19 protein-coding genes and 1 pseudogene are annotated in these 19,877 nt (G+C 72.2%); 7 read left to right on the plus strand and 13 right to left on the minus strand.

From position 1 onward, the window contains the following. Positions 1–234: 234 nt before the first annotated feature. Together pdxH and IO20_RS0135005 are read left to right on the plus strand one after the other, a co-directional pair. Positions 235–882 (plus strand): pyridoxamine 5'-phosphate oxidase, encoded by a 648-nt coding sequence (gene pdxH, locus IO20_RS0135000; RefSeq protein WP_030550050.1) that lies wholly within the window; start codon positions 235–237, stop codon positions 880–882. Positions 883–986: 104 nt separating this feature from the next. After that, positions 987–2,318, plus strand: a complete 1,332-nt coding sequence (locus tag IO20_RS0135005) for a PAS domain-containing protein (RefSeq protein WP_030550049.1) — start codon at positions 987–989, stop codon at positions 2,316–2,318. Positions 2,319–2,389: 71 nt separating this feature from the next. Here IO20_RS0135005 and IO20_RS0135010 read toward each other — a convergent pair whose 3' ends face one another. Continuing rightward, complete coding sequence (locus tag IO20_RS0135010; protein WP_030550047.1) at positions 2,390–3,145, minus strand: SIS domain-containing protein; 756 nt, start codon at positions 3,143–3,145, stop codon at positions 2,390–2,392. A gap of 150 nt (positions 3,146–3,295) precedes the next feature. Here IO20_RS0135010 and IO20_RS0135015 point away from each other — a divergent pair, with 150 nt between their 5' ends. From IO20_RS0135015 to IO20_RS0135030, 4 genes are all read left to right on the plus strand, one after another. Continuing rightward, positions 3,296–3,985 carry an iron-dependent transcriptional repressor DtxR gene (locus IO20_RS0135015; RefSeq protein WP_030550046.1) on the plus strand — a complete coding sequence of 230 codons (690 nt, stop codon included), beginning with the start codon at positions 3,296–3,298 and terminating at the stop codon, positions 3,983–3,985. A 621-nt stretch (positions 3,986–4,606) separates the two neighbouring features. Continuing rightward, positions 4,607–5,611 (plus strand): alpha/beta fold hydrolase, encoded by a 1,005-nt coding sequence (locus tag IO20_RS0135020; protein WP_030550044.1) that lies wholly within the window; start codon positions 4,607–4,609, stop codon positions 5,609–5,611. Between the two features lie 113 nt (positions 5,612–5,724). Continuing rightward, complete coding sequence (locus tag IO20_RS0135025; RefSeq protein WP_030550042.1) at positions 5,725–6,951, plus strand: FG-GAP-like repeat-containing protein; 1,227 nt, start codon at positions 5,725–5,727, stop codon at positions 6,949–6,951. Positions 6,952–7,568: 617 nt separating this feature from the next. After that, positions 7,569–8,675, plus strand: a complete 1,107-nt coding sequence (locus IO20_RS0135030; RefSeq protein WP_030550041.1) for a hypothetical protein — start codon at positions 7,569–7,571, stop codon at positions 8,673–8,675. A gap of 26 nt (positions 8,676–8,701) precedes the next feature. Here IO20_RS0135030 and IO20_RS0135035 read toward each other — a convergent pair whose 3' ends face one another. The 10 genes and pseudogenes from IO20_RS0135035 to IO20_RS0135075 all read right to left on the minus strand — a co-directional run bounded on the left by IO20_RS0135035 (position 8,702) and on the right by IO20_RS0135075 (position 16,605). Beyond that, positions 8,702–8,923 carry a hypothetical protein gene (locus IO20_RS0135035; RefSeq protein ID WP_030550039.1) on the minus strand — a complete coding sequence of 74 codons (222 nt, stop codon included), beginning with the start codon at positions 8,921–8,923 and terminating at the stop codon, positions 8,702–8,704. A gap of 38 nt (positions 8,924–8,961) precedes the next feature. Continuing rightward, the gene (locus IO20_RS0135040) at positions 8,962–9,702 is read right to left on the minus strand and encodes a VOC family protein (protein ID WP_030550037.1); all 741 of its coding nucleotides are present in this window, start codon (positions 9,700–9,702) and stop codon (positions 8,962–8,964) included. Between the two features lie 71 nt (positions 9,703–9,773). Next, a complete protein-coding gene (locus tag IO20_RS41920) occupies positions 9,774–10,010 on the minus strand; it encodes an alpha/beta hydrolase (protein WP_245685167.1) in 237 nt (78 codons plus the stop codon). 602 nt (positions 10,011–10,612) lie between these two features. Then, positions 10,613–11,308, minus strand: a pseudogene (locus IO20_RS42250) (alpha/beta fold hydrolase); the annotation flags it as partial. Between the two features lie 86 nt (positions 11,309–11,394). Then, complete coding sequence (locus IO20_RS0135050) at positions 11,395–12,261, minus strand: GNAT family N-acetyltransferase (RefSeq protein ID WP_030550035.1); 867 nt, start codon at positions 12,259–12,261, stop codon at positions 11,395–11,397. Positions 12,262–12,358: 97 nt separating this feature from the next. Then, on the minus strand, positions 12,359–12,922 hold the full coding sequence (locus IO20_RS0135055) for a dihydrofolate reductase family protein (RefSeq protein WP_030550034.1): 564 nt from the start codon (positions 12,920–12,922) through the stop codon (positions 12,359–12,361). A gap of 249 nt (positions 12,923–13,171) precedes the next feature. Next, positions 13,172–14,077: a GNAT family N-acetyltransferase gene (locus IO20_RS0135060; RefSeq protein WP_030550032.1), complete on the minus strand. Its 906-nt coding sequence runs from the start codon at positions 14,075–14,077 to the stop codon at positions 13,172–13,174. A gap of 61 nt (positions 14,078–14,138) precedes the next feature. Further along, positions 14,139–14,882 (minus strand): VOC family protein, encoded by a 744-nt coding sequence (locus IO20_RS0135065; RefSeq protein ID WP_030550030.1) that lies wholly within the window; start codon positions 14,880–14,882, stop codon positions 14,139–14,141. 34 nt (positions 14,883–14,916) lie between these two features. Further along, positions 14,917–16,032 carry a DUF6183 family protein gene (locus IO20_RS37990; RefSeq protein WP_157850877.1) on the minus strand — a complete coding sequence of 372 codons (1,116 nt, stop codon included), beginning with the start codon at positions 16,030–16,032 and terminating at the stop codon, positions 14,917–14,919. Positions 16,033–16,038: 6 nt separating this feature from the next. Then, entirely contained in the window at positions 16,039–16,605 is a 567-nt protein-coding gene (locus IO20_RS0135075; RefSeq protein WP_031127867.1) for a GNAT family N-acetyltransferase, read from the minus strand. 162 nt (positions 16,606–16,767) lie between these two features. Here IO20_RS0135075 and IO20_RS0135085 point away from each other — a divergent pair, with 162 nt between their 5' ends. Next, positions 16,768–17,238, plus strand: a complete 471-nt coding sequence (locus IO20_RS0135085; RefSeq protein ID WP_030550024.1) for a carboxymuconolactone decarboxylase family protein — start codon at positions 16,768–16,770, stop codon at positions 17,236–17,238. A 98-nt stretch (positions 17,239–17,336) separates the two neighbouring features. Here the strand turns inward: IO20_RS0135085 and IO20_RS0135090 are convergent, their stop codons facing one another. Next, positions 17,337–18,989 carry a hypothetical protein gene (locus tag IO20_RS0135090; RefSeq protein ID WP_030550022.1) on the minus strand — a complete coding sequence of 551 codons (1,653 nt, stop codon included), beginning with the start codon at positions 18,987–18,989 and terminating at the stop codon, positions 17,337–17,339. Then, positions 18,989–19,849, minus strand: coding sequence for an ABC transporter ATP-binding protein (locus IO20_RS0135095; RefSeq protein WP_030550021.1), 861 nt, complete (start codon positions 19,847–19,849; stop codon positions 18,989–18,991). Before IO20_RS0135095 ends, IO20_RS0135090 begins: the two co-directional genes overlap by 1 nt. Positions 19,850–19,877: the final 28 nt, after the last annotated feature.

The raw sequence follows: 19,877 nt of genomic DNA on the forward strand, positions 1-19,877 counted from the left end.
GTCGATGGTGGGAATGCAACAGTCGTCCAGCCCAAGAGTCTGTACGGTTCCGATGATGCGGGGAAGCGTGACATCCGGCACACTGCGCCGATCCGGCGAGTATGGGTTGATGGCACGTGGTGCCGGGCAGACTGGGGCGCTGCGGCAGGACTCCTCGGTGCCGGGCGCGACGCGCTGCTGCGGCAGGATGGCCCCGTGACCGACACCGCGAACGACGCACTGGATCCCGCCGACATGCGCGAGCAGTACCGCACCACGGAACTCTCCGCGGCCGACCTCGCGCCCGAGCCGATCGCGCAGTTCACCCGCTGGTTCAAGGAGACCGCCGAGAACCCGGCGATCCACGAGCCGAACGCGATGATCGTCTCCACCGCCACGGCCGACGGCCGGCCGTCCTCCCGGACGGTCCTCCTGAAGCACTACGACCGGGCCGGATTCGTCTTCTTCACCAACTACGACTCGCGCAAGGGCACGGAGCTCGCGGCCAACCCGTACGCCTCGCTGCTCTTCCCCTGGCACCCGCTGGCCCGGCAGATCATCGTCACCGGCCGCGCCGAGCGCGTCGGCCGCGACGAGACGGTCGCGTACTTCCGCACCCGCCCGCACGGCTCGCAGCTCGGCGCCTGGGCGAGCCGCCAGTCCTCGGTGATCGCCTCCCGCGCGGAACTCCTCGCCCGGTACGAGGAACTGGCCGCGCGCTACCCCGAGGGCACCCAGGTGCCGGTGCCTCCGGAGTGGGGCGGCGTCAGGGTCGTCCCGGACGCGGTCGAGTTCTGGCAGGGCCACGAGAACCGCCTCCACGACCGCCTGCGCTACGTCCGCGAGGACGGTCAGGACGGTGAGGGTGACGTGACCTGGCGGGTCGAGCGCCTCGCGCCCTGAGCACGCGCGCGTACCCGTCTGTTTCCGGGATGCAACGATTTCGGTGAAGCCGATGTGCTCTGCGTCACGTTCCAGTTGAATGGCCGCAGCATGGGGGGTGCGGCATGAGTGCTTTCACGGGGTCCGCGAGCGAGACCGCCTCCGTTCCCGGGGCGGGGGCCGATCTGCTGGCGGCGCTGCTCGACGGGATGGACGCGGCGCTCTGCGCCTTCGACGCCGACGGGACGGTCACCCACTGGAACCGCGAGGCCGAGCGGATCCTCGGCTGGTCCGCGGAAGAGGCCGTCGGACGGCACGGCTTCGAAGGGTGGGCGGCGCGCAGCGCCGACGCCGAGGAGACCCTGCGGCGGGTCATGGGCGCCATGACGGGCCCCGGGCGGCAGGTCCACGAGCTGGCGCTGCTCCGCAAGGACGGCGGCCGGGTGCTCGTACGGAGCCAGGCCGCCGGGGTGCGCGGCGCGGACGGCAGGCCCGCGGGGGTCTACTGCGCGTTCAGCGAGGTCCACGTCCAGCTCGACCTGGAACGCTCGGTGGCCCTCAGCGAGGCCCTGTTCGAGGACGCCTCCTGGGGGGTCGTGCTCGTCGACGCCGATCTGCGTCCCGCCATGGTCAACGGCCACGCGGCCCGCGCCTTCGGAACCGGCCGTACGGCCCTGCTCGGGCGCCCGCTCGGTGACGTCGTCGTGCAGGGCGCGGAGGAGCTGGAGGGCGCGCTCCAGCACGTCCTGGCGGAGGGCAGTCCGTCCGCGCCGGCCGAGGTGTGGGTGACGATCCGGACGACGGCGGGGGAGCGGCGCCGGTGCTGGCGCAGCGGCTTCCTGCGGCTTTCGTCGCCGATGGCGGAGGAGCCGGTGCCGTTGGGCGTGGCCTGGCTGTTCCAGGATGTGACGGAGGAGCGCCTCGCGGCGCGGGAGGCGGACCGGCTGCGGTTCCGGTGGAGCCAGCTGCACCGGGCGGGCGCGGCGGCGGCGGAGTGCGAGGACCCGGCGGAGGCGGCGGCGGTGCTCCTCGACTTCGCGCTCGCGGGGTTCGCCGACCACGCCCTGGTCGACCGGGTGGCGGGGGAGCGGCGCTTGACCCGGACCCTGGCGACTCCGGCGGGCGCCCCCGGCCCCGCCTCGCCGGTCGTGGGCGGCGGCATCCCGCTGCGGTACGGGCCGAGGCATCCGGCGCTGCAGGCCTGGGACCGGGTGGGCACGGTACGGGCGAGCGCGGGCCGGACGGCCGAGGTGTGGGCGGAGGCCCACCAGTGGCCGGGTGAGGCGGCGCACGCGGTGTGCGTGGCGTTGCGCTCCCGGGGCCGCACCCTCGGCGTCCTGACGTTCCTGCGGGACGCCCGCCGGGCGCCCTTCGAGCGGGACGACGTGGTCTTCGCGGAGTCGGTGGCGTCGAGGGTGGCGGCGGCGCTGGACCTGGGGGACCGCCCGGAGGCTTAGTCCCTGGTGCCTGGTGCCTGGTGCCTGGTGTGCCTGGTGTGCCTGGTGTGCCTGGTCCCAGTGCCCAGCGTCTAGTGCCGGTAGAAGATCCGGTCCCCGTACTCGGTCATGACGCGGCCGTTCCACTCGTGGCCGCCGTCGACGTTCCCGGAGCGCAACAGCGGCGGCTCGATGCCGCGCCGGACGAGGTCCTCGGCGGCGGCGGCCATCGTGGCCTGCATGAGGGCGCTGGTGACGACGGTGGAGGCGGGCGCGAAGGGGGCCTCGATGCCCTCGTGGGTGAGTTCGGCGTCGCCGACGGCGATCCGGGAGTCGAGGACGATGTCGCAGTGGTCCTTGAGGTACGTCCCCGAGACGTGCCGCGACTTGGTCTCCGTCGCGTACGCCACCGAGGTGACGCCGATGACGGTGAGGCCGAGCGCGCGGGCGTTCATGGCCATCTCCACCGGCAGGGCGTTGCGTCCGGAGAGGGAGATGATGATCAGGACGTCCCCGGCCTTGGCGGGGGAGGAGTCCAGGACGGCTCCGGCGAGTCCGTCGACGCGTTCGAGGGCGGAGCCGAGCGTCGCCGGCATGACGTCGACGCCGACGACGCCGGGGACGACGAGCAGGTTCATGAGGGCGAGGCCGCCGGCCCGGTAGACGACGTCCTGGGCGGCGAGGGAGGAGTGGCCCGCGCCGAACGCGAAGAGCCGGTTGCCGTTCGCCACGGCCTCGGCGATAGCGGCCCCGGCGGCGGCGATCTCCTCGGAGTCCCCGTCGCGGACCTCCTTGAGCAGGCCGATCGCGGCGTCGAAGAACTGTCCGGCCAGCTTGCTCTCGCCCATGGCGGCGGCTCCTTTGCGTCGTGGTCGCGGATCACGGTGCGGTCTGGACCATTGCTCTGTCAATACCGCCCTTCGGTCGTGCGGCCCGGTTGTCCGCGCGATGCGTCAGAATTGGGGCAGGGCCAGCGCACGACTCATCGAGGGGCACGTATGTCCGGACTGATCGACACAACGGAGATGTATCTCCGCACCATCCTCGAGCTTGAGGAGGAAGGTGTGGTCCCCATGCGCGCCCGGATCGCCGAGCGGCTCGACCAGAGCGGCCCGACGGTGAGCCAGACCGTGGCCCGGATGGAGCGCGACGGCCTGGTGGCCGTGGCGAGTGACCGCCATCTGGAGCTGACGGACGAGGGCCGCCGCCTCGCCACCCGCGTCATGCGCAAGCACCGCCTCGCGGAGTGCCTGCTCGTCGACGTGATCGGCCTGGAGTGGGAGCAGGTGCACGCGGAGGCCTGTCGCTGGGAGCACGTGATGAGCGAGGCCGTGGAGCGGAGGGTCCTGGAGCTGCTGCGTCACCCGACGGAGTCGCCGTACGGGAACCCGATCCCGGGCCTTGAGGAGCTCGGCGAGAAGGCGGAGGCGGAGGCCTTCCTCGACGACTCGATGGTGTCGCTCGCCGAGCTGGACGCGAGCGACGGCAAGACGGTGGTCGTCCGCCGGATCGGCGAGCCGATCCAGACGGACGCCCAGCTGATGTACACGCTGCGGAGGGCGGGCGTGCAGCCCGGCTCCGTGGTGTCGGTGACGGAGTCGCCGGGCGGTGTCCTGGTGGGCAGCGGCGGCGAGGCGGCCGAGCTGGACGCGGACGTCGCGGCGCACGTGTTCGTGGCGAAGCGCTGACCGGTCGTGCCGTGGGTCGGCCGTCCCTCCGCGTCAGCGGAAGGGGGCGGCCGACCCCCGGAACGCCGAGTCAGAGGAGCCCGAGGAGTCGGAGGAGCCCGAGGGTTCCTTGCGTACCCACCCCGCCCACCCGCCCTGCTGACTGACGCTCAGACGATCAGGGCGAGGTCGCGAAGCCGTATCCACGCCTCCCCGGGCGTCAACTTCCCGCCGTGCGCCCCGTTTACGCCGGAATGGCCACGCGCGCGCCCTTGTCGTGCCACGCTGGACTGAGCGGTGCGATGCGGGAGGGGTGGGGTCATGCGACGGACGGATTCCGTACGCCGGATGCCGAACGCCCCGGAGGGTGAACGGATTCGGGCGACAGAGGGCCCCGGCGCCCTTGGGCGCCGGGGCCTGTCCTCCCCTGATCCGACCTGGAGCCCCGAGCTCTCAAGGTCGTTCCCCTCGGACCGTTTTCCCCGAGCGGTCCGCCTCCCGTTGAAGATCTCCCCTCGGCAGCGGCCGTCAATCCTTGAGGCCTGTCACTCGAACGAGGGGTGTTGGATGGCAGGAGCGCATTTTCGAATGCGAGTTCGATAGTCTGGCGGGGTTCGACGGGAAGCAGAGGGGGTGCCAGGGATGGCGCGACGACTCGACGTCACCGGGGCCGACGGCGTAAGGCTGGCGGCCTGGGACTTCACGCCCGGGCCCGGGACGACCACCACCACCGCACGGATCGCCCGCCAGCCGTCCAGGGAGGTGGGGGGCCAGGTCCCCGTACCGCACACCACGGCAGCGCAGACGCCGGCACCGCACCCGGCCGGTCACACCGCCCCACAGGCCGCACCGCCGCGCACCGTCGCGCAGGCCGCCACCGGCCCCGGTGTCTTACTCCTCCACGGCCTGATGGGCCACGCCGCCCACTGGGCGCCCGCCGTGCGCCGCCTCACCGCCGGCCACCGTGTCGTCGCCCTCGACCAGCGCGGCCACGGCGCGAGCGAGAAGCCCCCCGCGGGCGCCTTCACCCGCGAGGCGTACGTGGCGGACGCGGCCGCCGCCGTCGAGCAGCTCGGCCTGGGCCCGGTCACCCTCGTCGGCCACTCCATGGGCGCCCTCACCGCCTGGCAACTCGCCGCCGAGCGCCCGGACCTGGTCCGCGCCCTGGTCATCTGCGACATGCGGGCCTCGGCCCTCGGCGCCGCCTCGCAGCGCGCCTGGCAGGACTGGTTCCGCAGCTGGCCCGCCCCCTTCCCGTCGCTCGACGCCGTCCGCCGCTGGTTCGGCGAGGAGGACGCGTGGGTGGAGCGTCCCAACCCGGCCAGGGGCGCCTTCTTCGCCGAGGTGATGACGGAGCACCCCGACGGCTGGCGACCGGTCTTCGACCCGTGGCAGATGCTGACGTCCCGCGCGACCTGGGTGCACGACGCCCACTGGGATTCCCTCGCCCAGGTCCGCTGCCCCACCCTGGTCGTACGCGGCCTGGACGGCGAGCTGGGCCGCGCCGAGGCGCAGGAGATGGTCAGAGTCCTGCCCCATGGCGCGTACGCGGAGATCCCCGATGCCGGCCACCTCCTCCACTACGAGCACCCGGAGGCCTGGGCGGAGGCCGTCGAGCCCTTCCTGAACGGTGTCCTGACGCCGTAGACCGGCATTCCGGACGAGGGGCACCCCCGGGTTGGCGTGGATCGTACGGCCGGATACCGTCCCTCTCGCGGCGCGTCCGAGGTCTACTCCGCGCCGCCTCAGGGAGGAAATGCATGCGCACATCCATGCTGCGGCGCCTGGCCACGGTGGCCACGGCGCTGGGGCTCACCTCGGCAGGCTTTCTCGGCGCGGGCGCGGCGCCCGCGCAGGCCGCCATCAGCGACTGCCCGTCGGGATATTTCTGCGCCTGGAAGACCGACAACGGCACCGGCACGATGTACAAGACGAACGTGAACACGGCGACGCTCGGCGCCTGGGACAACACGTTCCGCTCGGTCGTGAACCGCACGAACAAGTTCGTCTGCCTGCACGAGGACGCCAACTACGGCGACTCGAGAGCCGTCTACTCCTCGCCGCCGGACCCTGCGGGCACCGAGTGGGGTGGTCCGGGGACCAACTCGGTCAGCTCGCTGAAGTTCGTTCCCACCGAGCGCGAGTGCGTCCTGCCCGCGTACCCGGAGTGGTTCTCCTACACCGCGCCCAAGGCCGCAGGCTTCGGCGACATGAACGCCGACCGGAAGTCGGACGTCATCGTGCGGGACAGGGCCGGCCGCCTCTGGTTCCTGCCCGGTGACAACACGGGCCGGATGGTCGGCAGCGGCGGCTGGAACGCCATGAACACCCTCACCCGGCACGGTGACTTCAGCCGTGACGGTCGCGAGGACGTGATCGCCCGCGAGGCGTCCACCGGACAGCTCTGGCTCTACCCCGGCACCGGGACCGGCGCCCTCGGCAGCCGCAAGCTGATCGGCTCCGGCGGCTGGAACGCCATGACCAAGATCACCGCGTTCGGCGATCTGACCGGCGACGCCCGGGCGGACCTCCTCGCGGTCGAGAAGTCCACCGGCAAGCTCTGGCTCTACCCGGGCACGTCGACGGGCACCCTTGGCGCGCGCAAGCTCGTCGGCAGCGGCGGCTGGAACGCGATGAACACCCTGGTCGCGCCCGGTGACATGAACGGCGACGGCCGGGCCGACCTGATCGCCCGCGAGGCCTCCACGGGCAAGCTCTGGTTCTACCCGGCCACCAGCACCGGCGCCCTCGGCTCGCGCGTGCTGATCGGTTCCGGCGGCTGGAACGTCATGGAATCGATCCTCGGGGTCGGCGACTACAGCGCCGACGGCCACAACGACCTCGTCGGCATCACCACCAGCGGCTACAGCGGCGAGGGCTGCATGGGCGTGGGCTGCCTGGTCCTCTACGGCGGCAAGGGCACCGGCGGGCTGAACGCGGGCCTCCCCGAGGACGCCAACTGGATGTGGCTGAACGGCGCCTTCTGATCCGACAGCCGTACGCGAGTGACGTGAGGGCCTCCACCCCGACGGGTGGGGGCCCTCGCGGCATCCCACCCCCGTCCCAGCGGCGAGGGCATCCGCCCAGCTCAGAAACCCGGAACCGTCCCGCCGTCCCACCGGGACGTGGTTCGTTGCGACGGCCCGGGACGCCCGCCCTTCGTCACGCGGGCGTGCACTTCGATGTCGTACGGATCGGGGGCTTCCTGGGTGAGGACGTGGCGTACCGCCTCATGGCGTTCACGGACTTCCAGGCGGGCCCGATCGTCAGGGAGGCCACGGGGGGAGCGGAACTACTAATTCCTGGTCCCGCCGCAGACCGTCGGCGACTACGCGTGGCCGGCTCCGGCGCGGGCGCTGAGCCGGAACGGTCGGAGCGAAGCGTTCGTGGGGATTCCGGCGCTGTACGGGGTGACCTGGCCGTTGGACTGGAGGTCGCGGCCGACAATCGAAGATCCGTTCGTGGAACCGGAGTTGTTGCGTCGCACGGTGAAGTGTGCGCTACGGTAAGCGCGTTATCACGCTCCGTAAATGGAGCGGTCCCCGGGGGTGCGCCAACACCATCCGAGGACCTTCACTGCCAGTGGAAGCAAGGTCCACCAGAAATGCTTCGGCATGCTATCGCGCGGGTTCGTAGCTACACCCAGGTATCGAACAGTGTCGTGCGCCACCCGCGTCTGAACAGCGACGCGAAGATCCTCCTCATCTACGTCCAGGGCCTCCCCGACATCGCGTGCGACAAAGCGCTCGGGGAGCACGCCAACGACCTGGGCATGAAGCCCCGGGCGTACAGCCGGGCGAAGGAGGCGTTGGCGGCCTGCGGGTTCCTTCACGAGTGGAAGGAACAGAACCGGCACGGGCGCTGGACCACCGAGCAGCTGATCTCGAACGTCACCCTCACGCGTGAAGAGGCGAGCGCGCTCCGGGACGGGGTTCCGGTTGCCGAGGTTCCGAAGGCCGGTCGACCGACTGTCGGTTTTTCGAGGGGTCGGGGAGTCGGCGGCCAACTACCTGGAGACGAAGACTGGGATAAGACCTACTCCCACCCACCCACCAAAGCGCAGGCGCCGGAATCGGAACCGGGCCAGGAGCCCCGAGAGGCTCCGGAAACCCCACCGGCTCCCGAGCCGGAAGAGGCCGCGGCTCCCGAGGACCCGGCGGCTCCCGAGGACCCGGCGGCCCCCGAGGTCGTCGTAGCCGAACGCGTCCTGCTGTCCCTCCGGCACCAGAGCCGGGATCTGCTGCTGGGGGTCCGGGAGGCCCGTGGGCTGGCCGAGTCGGCGGCGGAATGGCTGCGGAGGGGTGTGTCCGTGGCGGACCTGCGGCATGCGCTGACGGCGCATCTGCCGCGTGGCGGCGTACGTTCGGCGGTCGGTTTCCTCAGGCACCGCCTGACCGAGAAGCTCCCGGTCGAAGCCGCCCCCCAGGCCGCGCAGGCCGCGCAGGCCCCACAGGCCCACCCACAGGCTTGGCCCGACCCGTCCGCCCCGGCCGCGTCCTCCCCGGCCCGCCCCGCCGAGCTGGTGACCTGTGACGGCCCGGGGAACACCCACGTCTTCCGGCCCGCCGGGGACGAGACGTTCTGCGGCCCCTGCCGCATGGAGGAGGCCTGGAAGGCTCACGAACGCCGCTTCCAGCCCCGACCCGAAAAGGGCGCCCCGATCCCCTGGCGGGAGCGGGTGGACGCGATCCTGCAGGCAGAGCCGTCCTGAGGGCGGGGCGGGCGGTGGTCGGGCCGTCAGTCGTCCTCGGGCAGGTGGTAGTAGACGGTTCCGGACCGCCAAGGGCCGTGCTCGGTCATCTCGTCCGAGAGGACGACGTCCTGGACCTCGACGGGCCCCAACGCCTCGATGGAGTCGGCGAGGCGGCGCAGGAGGTCGGGCACGCTGTCACAGCCGGGCCCGAAGGGATTGGCCTGCGAGAAGTGGCGCACCGTCCAGTGCTTCGGAGTCTCGATCACGCCCCGACCCTAGGGGGTGCCTTGCCGATCAGGCCGGATCAGCGAGGAGCGAGGAGGCAGAACTCGTTGCCTTCCGGGTCGGCCAGTACCGTCCAGGAGATCGCGGACTGGTCGATCCCGGGGTCGGTGGCGCCCAGGGCGCGCAGTCGGGCTTCTTCGGCTGCCAGGTCGTCACCGGGGTAGGGACGGACGTCGAGGTGGACGCGGTTCCACACGCTCTTGGTGTCGGGGGTGCGGACGAACTCCAGGTAGGGGCCGACGCCTTCGGCGGATCGCATGGTCACGTGATCGTCGGCGACCACGTGCACCGTCCAGTCCGTCGCCTGGCCCCAGAACCGGGCCATCCCGCGGGGGTCGGCGCAGTCGACCACCACCGTGGCGATCGGCCCGGTGTCCCGGTACATCGGGCGGGGCTCCAGTACGCAGAACTCGTTGCCCTCCGGGTCGGCCATGACCGTCCAGGGGACGTCGCCGCCCTGACCCACGTCGGCGAGGGTCGCGCCGAGATCCTTCAAGCGCGCGACCAGCTCCGCCTGATGGGCGAGCGAGGTGGTGGCCAGATCGAGGTGCACCCGGTTCTTCACCGTCTTGGCTTCCGGGCGGGCGATGATGTCGATGCAGACGGCCACGGGGTCGGGGTAGGCGAAACCCACGGGTTCGAGGTTGGTGACGCCGGGCCCCTCGCTGTCGACACCCCACCCGAGTGCCTCCGCCCAGAACCGGCCGAGCGCGGAGTCGTCATGGGCCTTCATGTTGATCTGTACGAGTCTCGTTGCCATGCCGCAGATCCTAGAAGCCGCCGCCCCAGGGCCGCCGCGATCAGACACGTACTCGCTCCGGACGCCAGGGGCTACACCTCGCAGGTCAGGTCGTGTGCGGGGAGCCGGCCGGTGCGCAGGTACGTGTTGACGTGGGTGTCGACGCAGGTGTTGCCGTACTCGCCGTACAAGCCGTGCTGGCGGGCGCCGCTCACGGTGAGGAGGCGGGAGCTCGGCCACTGCTCGCGTACGGCCCGGGCGCCGGCGTAGAGGGTGCGGGGGTCCCCGGTGGCGGCGACGAGCAGGGCCGGGACGTCGTTGTCGAGCACGGTCGGCGGCTCGGCGGGGCGGTCCCAGAACTCGCAGGGGGTGATGTTGTCGGCCAGGGCCCGGCGAGGGGGAACCGCTCACGGGAGTTCTGGACGGCGTGCCAGTAGCTTCCTATGCCGCGTCGTTCGGCGACGTCGCCGCAGATGATCGCGGTCATCTGGCTCGAGGGGGCCGACCCCGTCCTGGTCAGCAGGAAGTCCAGTTGCCCGGCAAGCGCCTCGGACGGCTCGACCGGCTCCCGGTCGGCGGCGCGCGCCAGGATGCGGACCGTCGAGGCCAGGGCGGCGCGGTTTCTGTCGAGGTCGCTGCCGAGGCCGCCGATGAGGAGGGCGGGGAGGACGTGCTCGTCGAGCTGGTGGGTCTTCCCGATCCGCAGCGGCTTCTGTGCGGCGGCGTCGAGGAGGTGCCGGACCGTCGCCAGGACCTCGGCGCGCGTGGCGCCGAGCCCGTACGTGCCGTGGCGTGCGGCGGTCCACGACGCCCAGGCGCGCAGGGCCGCCTCGTTGGCCGCCTCGGCGCCACGCAGCAGGTTCTGGGTGTAGCGCCGCGGGGGGTTGACGCCGTCGAGCACCATGCGGTCGGTGCGGCCGGGGAAGAGCTGGGTGTAGACCTGGCCGAGGTAACCGCCGTAGGAGTAGCCGAGGTAGGAGAGGGCGTCCTCGCGGAGGGCGGCACGGATGACGTCCATGTCGCGGGCGGTGTTGCGGGTGGTGACGTACGGCAGTACGTCACCGTGGGCGCGCTCGCAGCGCGCGGCCAGCTCGCGCGCGACGGCGACCTCGTCGCGGTACGCGGCCCGGTCGGCGCCCGCGGAGCGGAGGAGCGCGGAGCCGAGGTCCCAACCGCAGTCCAGCGGGGTGCTGCGGCCGACGAAGCGCGGGTCCATGCCGATCAGGTCGTAGCGGTCGGCGACGTCTCCCATCACCTCGGACGTGGTGAGCGGCATGTGGAGGCCGGGCCCGGCGGGACCGCCGTCGTTGAGCAGCAGCGGGCCGATGCGGTGGGCGGTGTCGTTGGCCTTCAGGCGGGATAAGGCGACGGTGATGGTGCGGCCGCCGGGGTCGGTGTAGTCGAGCGGCACGGTGACGTCGGCGCAGTCGGCCCCTGCGGCGTCCAGGCTCCGGCCGAGCTCGTCGTCGGCGCCGAGGGCGCAGGCGCGCCAGTCGAGGTGCTGGCCGTGGAAGCGGGCGAGCGGGTCCGGGCGGGCGGCGGCGCTTGTGGCGGTGACGGCGGTGGCGGTGACAGTGAGCATCGCGGCGCAGGCCGCGATGACCTTGGTACGTACGGAGGTTGCCATGGCTCCACGCTAGGTCGGCGGACACCTCGGCAACTCCGGGACATCCCCGAAACGGCGTGAGGGTCGCCCCCCAAAAATCTCAGGTCCTAGGAGTCCCGGTACTGATCCTGGACCTCGGGGCGCTGCCGGAAGCCGGCTGAGCGGTAGGTGGCGACGGCGGCGGCATTGCTGCTGGGGGTGAAGACGATCGCGCTCGACGAGCCCAGCTCCCGGAGTGCGGCCGCCGCGGCCAGGGTGATGGCCCTGCCGTAGCCGTGACCGCGATGGTCCCGGTGCACGCCCATCGGTTCGAGCAACCCGGGCCTGCCCGGGCCGGCCGACCACACCGTCACGGCCGCCACCGCGTCGTCCTGGTCGTCGTACGCGACGAGACACCGGGCGTCGGCGTACGGCGAACCGGCCGCCATCGCGTGCCAGAGGTCGGCCGTGAAGCTCGACCCGTCGAACGATGCCCGCTGCACGGCGGCACGCACGTCCGCCGTCTCCGGCCCGACCACCTCGATCCGCAGGCCCGGATCCCCCACCGGCTCCGCGAGGTCGCGGCACAGCGGCGTCCACGGCTCACCGGCCTTCCAGCCGGCCGCGAACAGCAGGTCCCGGACCAGTGAACCGGCCGGCGTCTCGATGTCCGCCCTCCCCTCGGGCAGCACGCCGCGCTCCGACCCGGTCACGTCGTCGACCAGCTGCCGCGCCAGTTCCTCGTCCCGCTGGGCGTCCGGCGCGATCGTCAGCCTCAGGAGACCGGGACCGTCCAGCAGCCCGACGGCGAGAACGCGTCCGTCCCGGCTCCACGTCCTGACCGCCGCGGCCGTCGCCTCTGCTCCGAACCGCCAGAACCAGCCGAGATCCCCCGTGTGCAGTTGCATCGGGGCCCCGTCGGTCTGCCACTCCCGCAGCGCACCCACGGCCTCGCCCAAACCGTCGACTCCGACCTTGTCCAACACGATCGCCATGCCCTGATCACACACCACGCCACCGGTGGTCCGCACCCGGATTCCGACAAGGGTGAGTCGGCTTGGGGAAGGCAGGCAACAACCGAAGAGGAACGACCTAGCGGGTCACACGGTGGCGGAGGTGGACGACCCTTGAGTTGAAGGTGCGGGTCTCGACGAGTTCGAGGTCCACTCGGCGCTCGCTCCGGGGGAAGTACGGGATGCCACCGCCGACCAGCACCGGGTAGACCATGGTCCGGTACTCGTCGATCAGGCCCGCTTCGGCCGCCTGGGCGGCCAGGGTCGCGCCGCCGATCGCGATCTCGCCCTCTCCCGGCTCGGCCCGCAGCCGTGCGATCTCCTCCGCCAGGTCGCCGGACGCCAGGCGGGCGTTGCCCTGCACCGTCGACAGGGTGGTGGAGAACACCACCTTCGGGAGCGGGTTCCACAGCGAGATCCACTCGCGCGTCGGGGCGTCGATCGAGGGGTCCTGGTCGGCGGTCTCCCAGTACAGCATCGTCTCGTACAGCCGCCGTCCCAGCAGGTGGACGCCGACGCCGCGGATCTCGTCGATCCAGAAACGGAAGACGTCGTCGCCGGGCTCCGTCCAGTCGAAGTCGCCGTCCGGTCCGACGATGTAGCCGTCCAGGGAGACGCTCATCGAGTAGGTCACGTCGCGCATCAGAAGTCCTCCTCGGGAACAGGAAGGACCCTACGACCGCCGACGACCGGCCACGCGCCCGACACCCCGACACCCCCGACAGCGGGACACGCCCACCCGTTCGGTACGGTGACCCGCCCTCGGCGAGGAGCCCGGGTCTCGAGAATCGCCTCGTCGGTCACCGGGCGCGGTGATAGACAACCGGAGTGATGCTCCGTGCCTGGGAGCCGGAGGCGTAGGGAAACGCCACGACCGCCGCCTGTCAGGCGGTCAGAGGAAGTGGCCGCTGGCCAGGTACGGCGCGGGGACGTTCATGCCACGGACGGCGATGTACCCCTCCTGCCCGATGTCGAGGCGGGCGGCGAGGCCGACGTCCAGGGCCCAGTCGTTCGGGGTGGTGACGCAGTTGACGAGGGTGATTCCCCGCGACGAGGCCAGGGCCTCCCACAACAGCCCGCTCGCGGTCTCCGGGTCCACGGCGGCCAGGAGCGAGGCCTGTCCGCGGTCGTCGAGGTAGACGTACCCCGGTTTCCTCCTGTCGCGGGTGACGACCAGCCGAAGGGTGTCGAGCATGTAGCCGTGGTCGGGGCCGTGGCCCGCGACGCGCAGGTCCCGGTCCAGCCGGTCCATCCACTCGAAGTCGTCGGCCCGGCCCTCGCGCAGGCCGTCGATCGCGGGAAGAGTGGACCGGTCGACGGTGCCGACCATCCGCATCGCCGGGTGGAGGGAGAATCCCGCGAGCCGGTACCGACGGGTGGCGCCCGCGTGGACGCTGGAGACGAAGATGCCCTGCCGGCCCTCCGCATGGTCGAGGACGGCGTCCATCAGTCGCCTCCCGATGCCCTGGGCGCGATGGCTCGGCAGTACGCCATAGGTCGCGAGGAACCACAGAGGGCCACGGTTCTGGGAGATGGCGAAGCCGACCACCTCACCGGGTCCGGGAACCACACCCACCGCGCCGTCCTGGACCGCGACCCAGCACCCACCCGGATCGACGTCCAGGAAGAACCGCATGCGGTCGATCCACTGCTTCGAGGCGGCTGCCGAACGCGGCTCGACCTGCGGGTCGTTCACCCGCCGGGTGCTGCTCTCCGCTTCGAAGAACGTCGCCGCGGACGCCCGCTCGGCCGAAGCCAGATCGTCCTCGCGCATCGGCCTGACTCGTACAGGGTCCATCGCGTCAGCCTAGGGACCCACAGGGCAGGCCCGCATCCGCATATCCCGCCGCTTCTCCCGATCACTCCGACAGGGCGAGTACGCAGAACTCGTGGCCCTCCGGGTCGGTCAGACACGTCCAGGGCACCTCGCCCTGGCCGAGGTCGAGGTCGCCGGCGCCGAGGGCCCGCAGCCGGGCCACCTCCGCGTCCTTGTCGTCGCCGGGGTACGGCAGCAGGTCGAGGTGGACGCGGTCCGGCGCGGTCGCCACGTCGGACGAGCGGAGGAACTCGAGGTACGGGCCGGTGCCCTTGGCGGAGCGCAGTACCGCCTGGTCGTCGGTCACCTCGTGCTGGCTCCAGTCCATCGCCTCGCCCCAGAACCGGGCCATGGCCCGCGGGTCGGCGCAGTCGACGACCACCGCGGCGATGGGCCCGGTGTCCCGGTAGACGTCCCGGGGCTCCAGTACGCAGAACTCGTTGCCCTCGGGGTCGGCGAGGACCGTCCACGGCACGTCGCCCTGACCCACGTCGACGGGCGTGGCACCGAGGGCCAGCAGACGGGCGACCAGCTCCGCCTGGTGGGCGGCGGAGGTGGTGGCGAGATCGAGATGCGTACGGTTCTTCGCCGCCGTCTTGGGGCGCGGTACGGGAACGACGTCGACGCAGACCGCGACCGGATCGGGCCAGACGAGACCTCCGGCGGGCCCCACGTACGTGGTCACACCGGGGCTGTACGCGTGCCAGCCGAGCGCCTCCGCCCAGAACCGCCCGATCGCCGCCGCGTCAACGGCCTTGATGTTCACCTGAACAGGTCGCAGCGCCATGCCGGCGATCGTACGTGCGTGACCAGGACGTGTCCTAGTCCGTGTCCGTGGCCGCCAAGACCGCGAGTCGGCGACCGTCGGGGGAGAGGGCCGCGATGCCGTAGTCGTGGATCTCGTTGTGGAACCACTCCGCGTCGCACTGGAAGTGGAACCAGGCGCTCTCCATGACGAGGCGCTCCACCTCCTCCGCGCTCGCACCGGGAGGCGCTCCGGCGAGGCCCGCGAGGGACCACCAGGTCGACCGACGGCCGTACGCGCCCTGGGCCCCGTGGCCGTACACGCCGCCCATCGACGCCATGCCGAAGAGGATCCGCCAGATGTCCGCCGGCGGCCGGCGCACGATCTCGAAGCGGGCGGTGGGGCCGAGGTCCGCCACGCACGGCATCGGCAGGGTGGGGACGAGGGCGGGCACGAGGACCGGGTCCAGGGGTGCGTCCAGGGCGAAGACCCAGGCGTCGTAGTGGCCGAACTTGCCCGCCGCCGGGGCCGCGACGATGCTCTCGTGCACGTCGGTGGTCGCGATGTTCCGGAGCGGCGAGCGTTCCGTCGTACGGGGGGTCGGCGGGTCCAGGCGCTCCACGGCGCTGAGCCCCCACCACCCCCCGCCCGAGCCGCCGTCGACCGAGCGGCTTGGGAAGGTCGCGCCGGTCTCGAACGGGCGGAGGGTGGCCGGGAGCCACGACAGCGCCTCCCCTTCGGGCCGCACGGTGGCCTGGCGGCGCAGTGGTGGGTAGGCCTCCGGGTCCACGCCCCGCAGGAGCAGTTCGTGGAACAGGCAGGCGCGCAGCTGGTCGAGCCGGTCCCGCTCCGTGCGGTCGTACAGCAGCTCGGCCAGGTCGGCGGGTTCCTGCGCCTCCGCGAGGAGCGAGGCGACGAGGCGCGGGTCCGTACCCGAGCGGCCGGACGGGCCGTGCTCGTCGAGGAGCCGGATCAGCTGTACGAGGCTGTCCCGGCCGGGTGTGAGGGCGAGGGTCCGCACCACGCGGGCGAAGGCGTCCCCGTACAGCCGTACCTGTTCGGCGGCGGCTTCGAGTCCCTCGGCGAGCCGCGCCCCCAACTCCCGTACGTACGCCGCGTCCCCCTGTCGTGCCCGTGGTGCGGCCTGCTCCCACACGAGCCGTGCGAGTGCGCGTGCTTCGTCGTTCGTCACGGCCGGTCAGCCCACCGCGCTCAGGTGCCAGACCTGGACCTCACCGGTCTCGGCCGGAGCGAGGGCCTCGGCCGGGCGGCGGCCGCCCTTGGTGAAGCCGAGGCGGGCGGGGACGGCGGCGCTGGCGGTGTTGGCCGGGTCGTGGAGGATCTGGACGCGGTCGACGCCCGGGAGGCGGAACGCCTGCTCGGTCAGCGCGCGGGCGGCCCGTGTGGCGACCCCGCGGCCGGTGGCGGAGGGGTGCAGCCAGTAGCCGATCTCGCGGGTGCCGGCGGGGGTGTCCTCGTACCGGATGAGGCCGCAGGAGCCGACGATGGCGCCGTCGAGGACGATCGCGTAGCTGTACTCCTGGCCGCTCGCCCACAGTCCGGCGCGTCCGGTCAGGAAGCCGGTGGTGCGGTCGCGGCTGTGCTCGGCGACCCACGGCATCCACGGGCGCAGATGATCGAGCGACTCCTCGATGACCCGGAAGAACTCCGGGAGGTCAGCCCCGGCGTCGAACGCGCGCAGGGTGAGGTCGTCGTCGACGGTGATCACGGGCTGCGGGAGGGCGAGGGGGTGGGGGAGGCTCATGTGGCGAGGATCGTACGCGGCGACCGCGCGGAGCAAGGGATTCCGCACCTGCACGGCCCCCGGCCGTCGATCGTGACGCAGGTCACGATCGACGGTGTCACGTTCCGGTGCGGCCGTTCCGTCATGGGGGTGTAGTCACCGACCAGCACGGAGGAGCCCACCATGAACGCCCGTCTGAACATGTTCGAGAGCCAGATCTCCGGCAAGGTCTGGAAGCACATCATCGCCGCCGGCAAGGCGCTGGAAGGCTCGTCGGTCCCGGCCGCCACGCTGGAGCTCGTGAAGATCCGCGCCAGCCAGATCAACGGCTGCGGCTTCTGCCTCGACATGCACACCAAGGACGCCACCGCCGCGGGCGAGAGCTCGGTACGCCTCCACCTGGTCGCCGCGTGGCGGGAGGCCAAGGTCTTCACCGAGCCCGAGCGCGCGGCCCTCGCACTGGCCGAGCAGGGCACCCGCCTCGCCGACGGCGGCGGCGTCTCCGACGAGGTCTGGGAGAACGCCGCCAAGCACTACGACGAGGAGCAGCTCGCCGCCCTGGTGGCCGCCATCGCCGTCATCAACGCCTTCAACCGGGGGAACGCGATGATCCAGCAGCCCGCGGGCGACTACCAGCCCGGCCAGTTCGGCTGACGGCCCCGGCCCGCCCCCGGCTGCCCCTCGGTCGGCGACGGGTGCGGTCCTGCAGGTACCCCGTACACGGGTGGCAGGGGTACCTGCAGGACGCGCGCCTACCCCTTGCTCACCGCCGCCAGGATCTCCGGCAGCCGGCTCGCCGTGCGCGGAGCCGCGACCTTGAGGCCCGCCCACACGAGCAGCGCGCCGTAGAGCGTGCCGGCCGGCAGGAGGAGCCAGAGCAGGGAGTCCTGGTCGGAGAGGTGCAGGTAGATCGTCGCGCCGATGACGGGGGCGCAGAGCAGCGGTGCCGCGAGCATGCCGCCGAAGATCGAGATCCAGGCGAGGCCCGTCTGCCCGGGGGCGACGTTCTTGTAGCCGCTGTCCTGGGGGATCGAGTACGGGAAGAGCGCCGAGACCACCGCGCCCGTCGCCAGCATCGCGCCGAGGAGCGCGAACGCGAGCCCGAGGCCCTCCGCGAGCCGCGCCCAGTCGCCGAGGACGGCGGTCGTGAGGACCGTGACGAACGTTGCGTACGGGAGGGTGACCAGGAGCAGGGCGAGGGCGCGCGCGCGTAGTTCGGCGTACGCGTCGGCCGTCGTCGACAGGGTCTGCGCGACCATCCAGAACGCCGACGTGTCCTGCCCGAACTGGTTGTACATCAGCAGGCCGAGCATGCCGGAGGCGAAACAGGCCCAGTAGATGGAGCCCGCGCCCTGGAAGGCGTTGGCGAGCGGGACGATCAGGCCGATGGCGAGCGAGGACACCCACGCGGCCTTCGTCTTCGGGTCGCGCCACATGTAGCGCAGGCTGCGCTCCATGACGGCGCCCGTGCGCCCGCCCGGCAGGATCCGGGACAGGAGCCCCGTACCCGCGGACTTCTCCCGGGCGTCGCCGCCCGGGGACGCGCCGATGGTGGAGCCGTCCGGCTCGACCATCAGACGGACGAGGCTCCGCTGCCACCAGTACACGAGCGCCGCGAGCGCGGCGGCGGTCAGCAGCAGCCGGGCCGCCGCGGCCGCGTACTCGCCGTCACCGGCCGCGTCGACCGCGCCGATCGCGGCGGCGGGCGGCAGCCAGTCGACGACGGCCGCCGCCGGTTCGAGCGCGGCCAGACCGCCGGGCCGGCTGAGGCGCTGGGCGCCGAAGTTGACGGCCTGCATGCCGACGGCGATGACGAGACCGCTCAGCATCGCCAGGTCCCGTCCCTTGCGGGAGGTCAGGAGGCGGATGTTGGCGGCGGCCAGGGCCCGGGAGAGCGCCACGCACACGGCGACCGTGAGCGGGACGGCGAAGACGGCGGCGACCGTGGCCGCCGCGCCGTGCGCGACGGACAGGGCCGCGCCGAACGCGAGGAAGAGGGTGAGTACGGGTCCGACGCCCACGAGCGAGGCCACGAACAGGGCGCGGACCAGCGGCCGGGGGGTCAACGGCAGCATCACGAGCCGTGAGGGGTCGAGGGTCTCGTCGCCGCCCGGGACGAACAGCGGCATCACGGCCCACGAGAGCGCGACGACCCCCGTGAGGAGGACGGCGATCGTGGCGGCGTCGGCGCTGCCCCGCAGCAGGACGAAGCCCAGGACCATCGCCGCGGCGAACAGGACGCCGAAGACGATCGAGACGATGTACACGGCGGTCCGGCCGCCCGACTGCTTCAGCCCGTTGCGCAGGAGCGACAGCTTGAGGTGGACGAAGACGGAGGTGAGCGACGGAACGGACGACGAGGCGGCCGGGGCCGTGGCCCCGGTGGAGGTGGTCATGGCACTCATCACCGCGCCCCGCCGCCGCCGTTGCCCCCGCCGCCCAGCCAGTCCAGCGAGTCCCCGGCCGCCTCGCGCCCGTTGGCGCCGACGAGTTCGAGGAACGCGGCCTGAAGGGAGGGCGCGTCGCCCCGGACCTCGGCGAGGGGGCCCTGCGCCCGGATCTGGCCGGCCGCCATCACGGCGACCCAGTCGCAGAGCGACTCGACGAGCTCCATGACGTGGCTGGAGAAGACGACGGTCGCGCCGGAGGACGTGTACCGCTCGAGGACGCCACGGATGGTCTGCGCCGAGACGGGGTCGACGCCCTCGAAGGGCTCGTCGAGGAAGAGGACCTCGGGGTTGTGGAGCAGCGCGGCCGCGAGCCCGATCTTCTTCCGCATGCCGGTCGAGTAGTCCACGACCAGCTTGTGCTGCGAACCGGCCAGGTCGAGGACGTCGAGGAGCTGGGTGGCCCGCTTGTCGACCTCGGCGCCCGGCAGCCCCCGCAGCCGGCCGCTGTACGCGAGGAGTTCACGGCCCGAGAGGCGCTCGAAGAGCCGCAGGCCCTCCGGCAGGATGCCGATCCGGGCCTTGACCCGGGCGACCGACTCGGGGTCGGCCCACACGTCGTGCCCGGCGACCTGGATGCGGCCCTGGTCCGGCCGGAGCAGGCCGGTGATCATGGAGAGGGTGGTGGTCTTTCCGGCGCCGTTGGGTCCGACGAGCCCGATGAAGCGGCCCGCGGGCAGGACCAGGTCGATCCCGCTCACCGCGATCTGCTGGCCGAATCGTTTCCACAGCCCCTCGACACGCACAGCGGGCGCCGCACCTTCCCCCGGTGCGGCGCCCGCCTTGTCGAACTTTCCTTCAAATGCCTGGTCAGGCATGGTCTTTCAACCCCTCGTGAGTCCCCGT

This window comes from Streptomyces exfoliatus, assembly GCF_000725545.1.
In the GTDB taxonomy this organism is placed as follows: domain Bacteria; phylum Actinomycetota; class Actinomycetes; order Streptomycetales; family Streptomycetaceae; genus Streptomyces; species Streptomyces exfoliatus.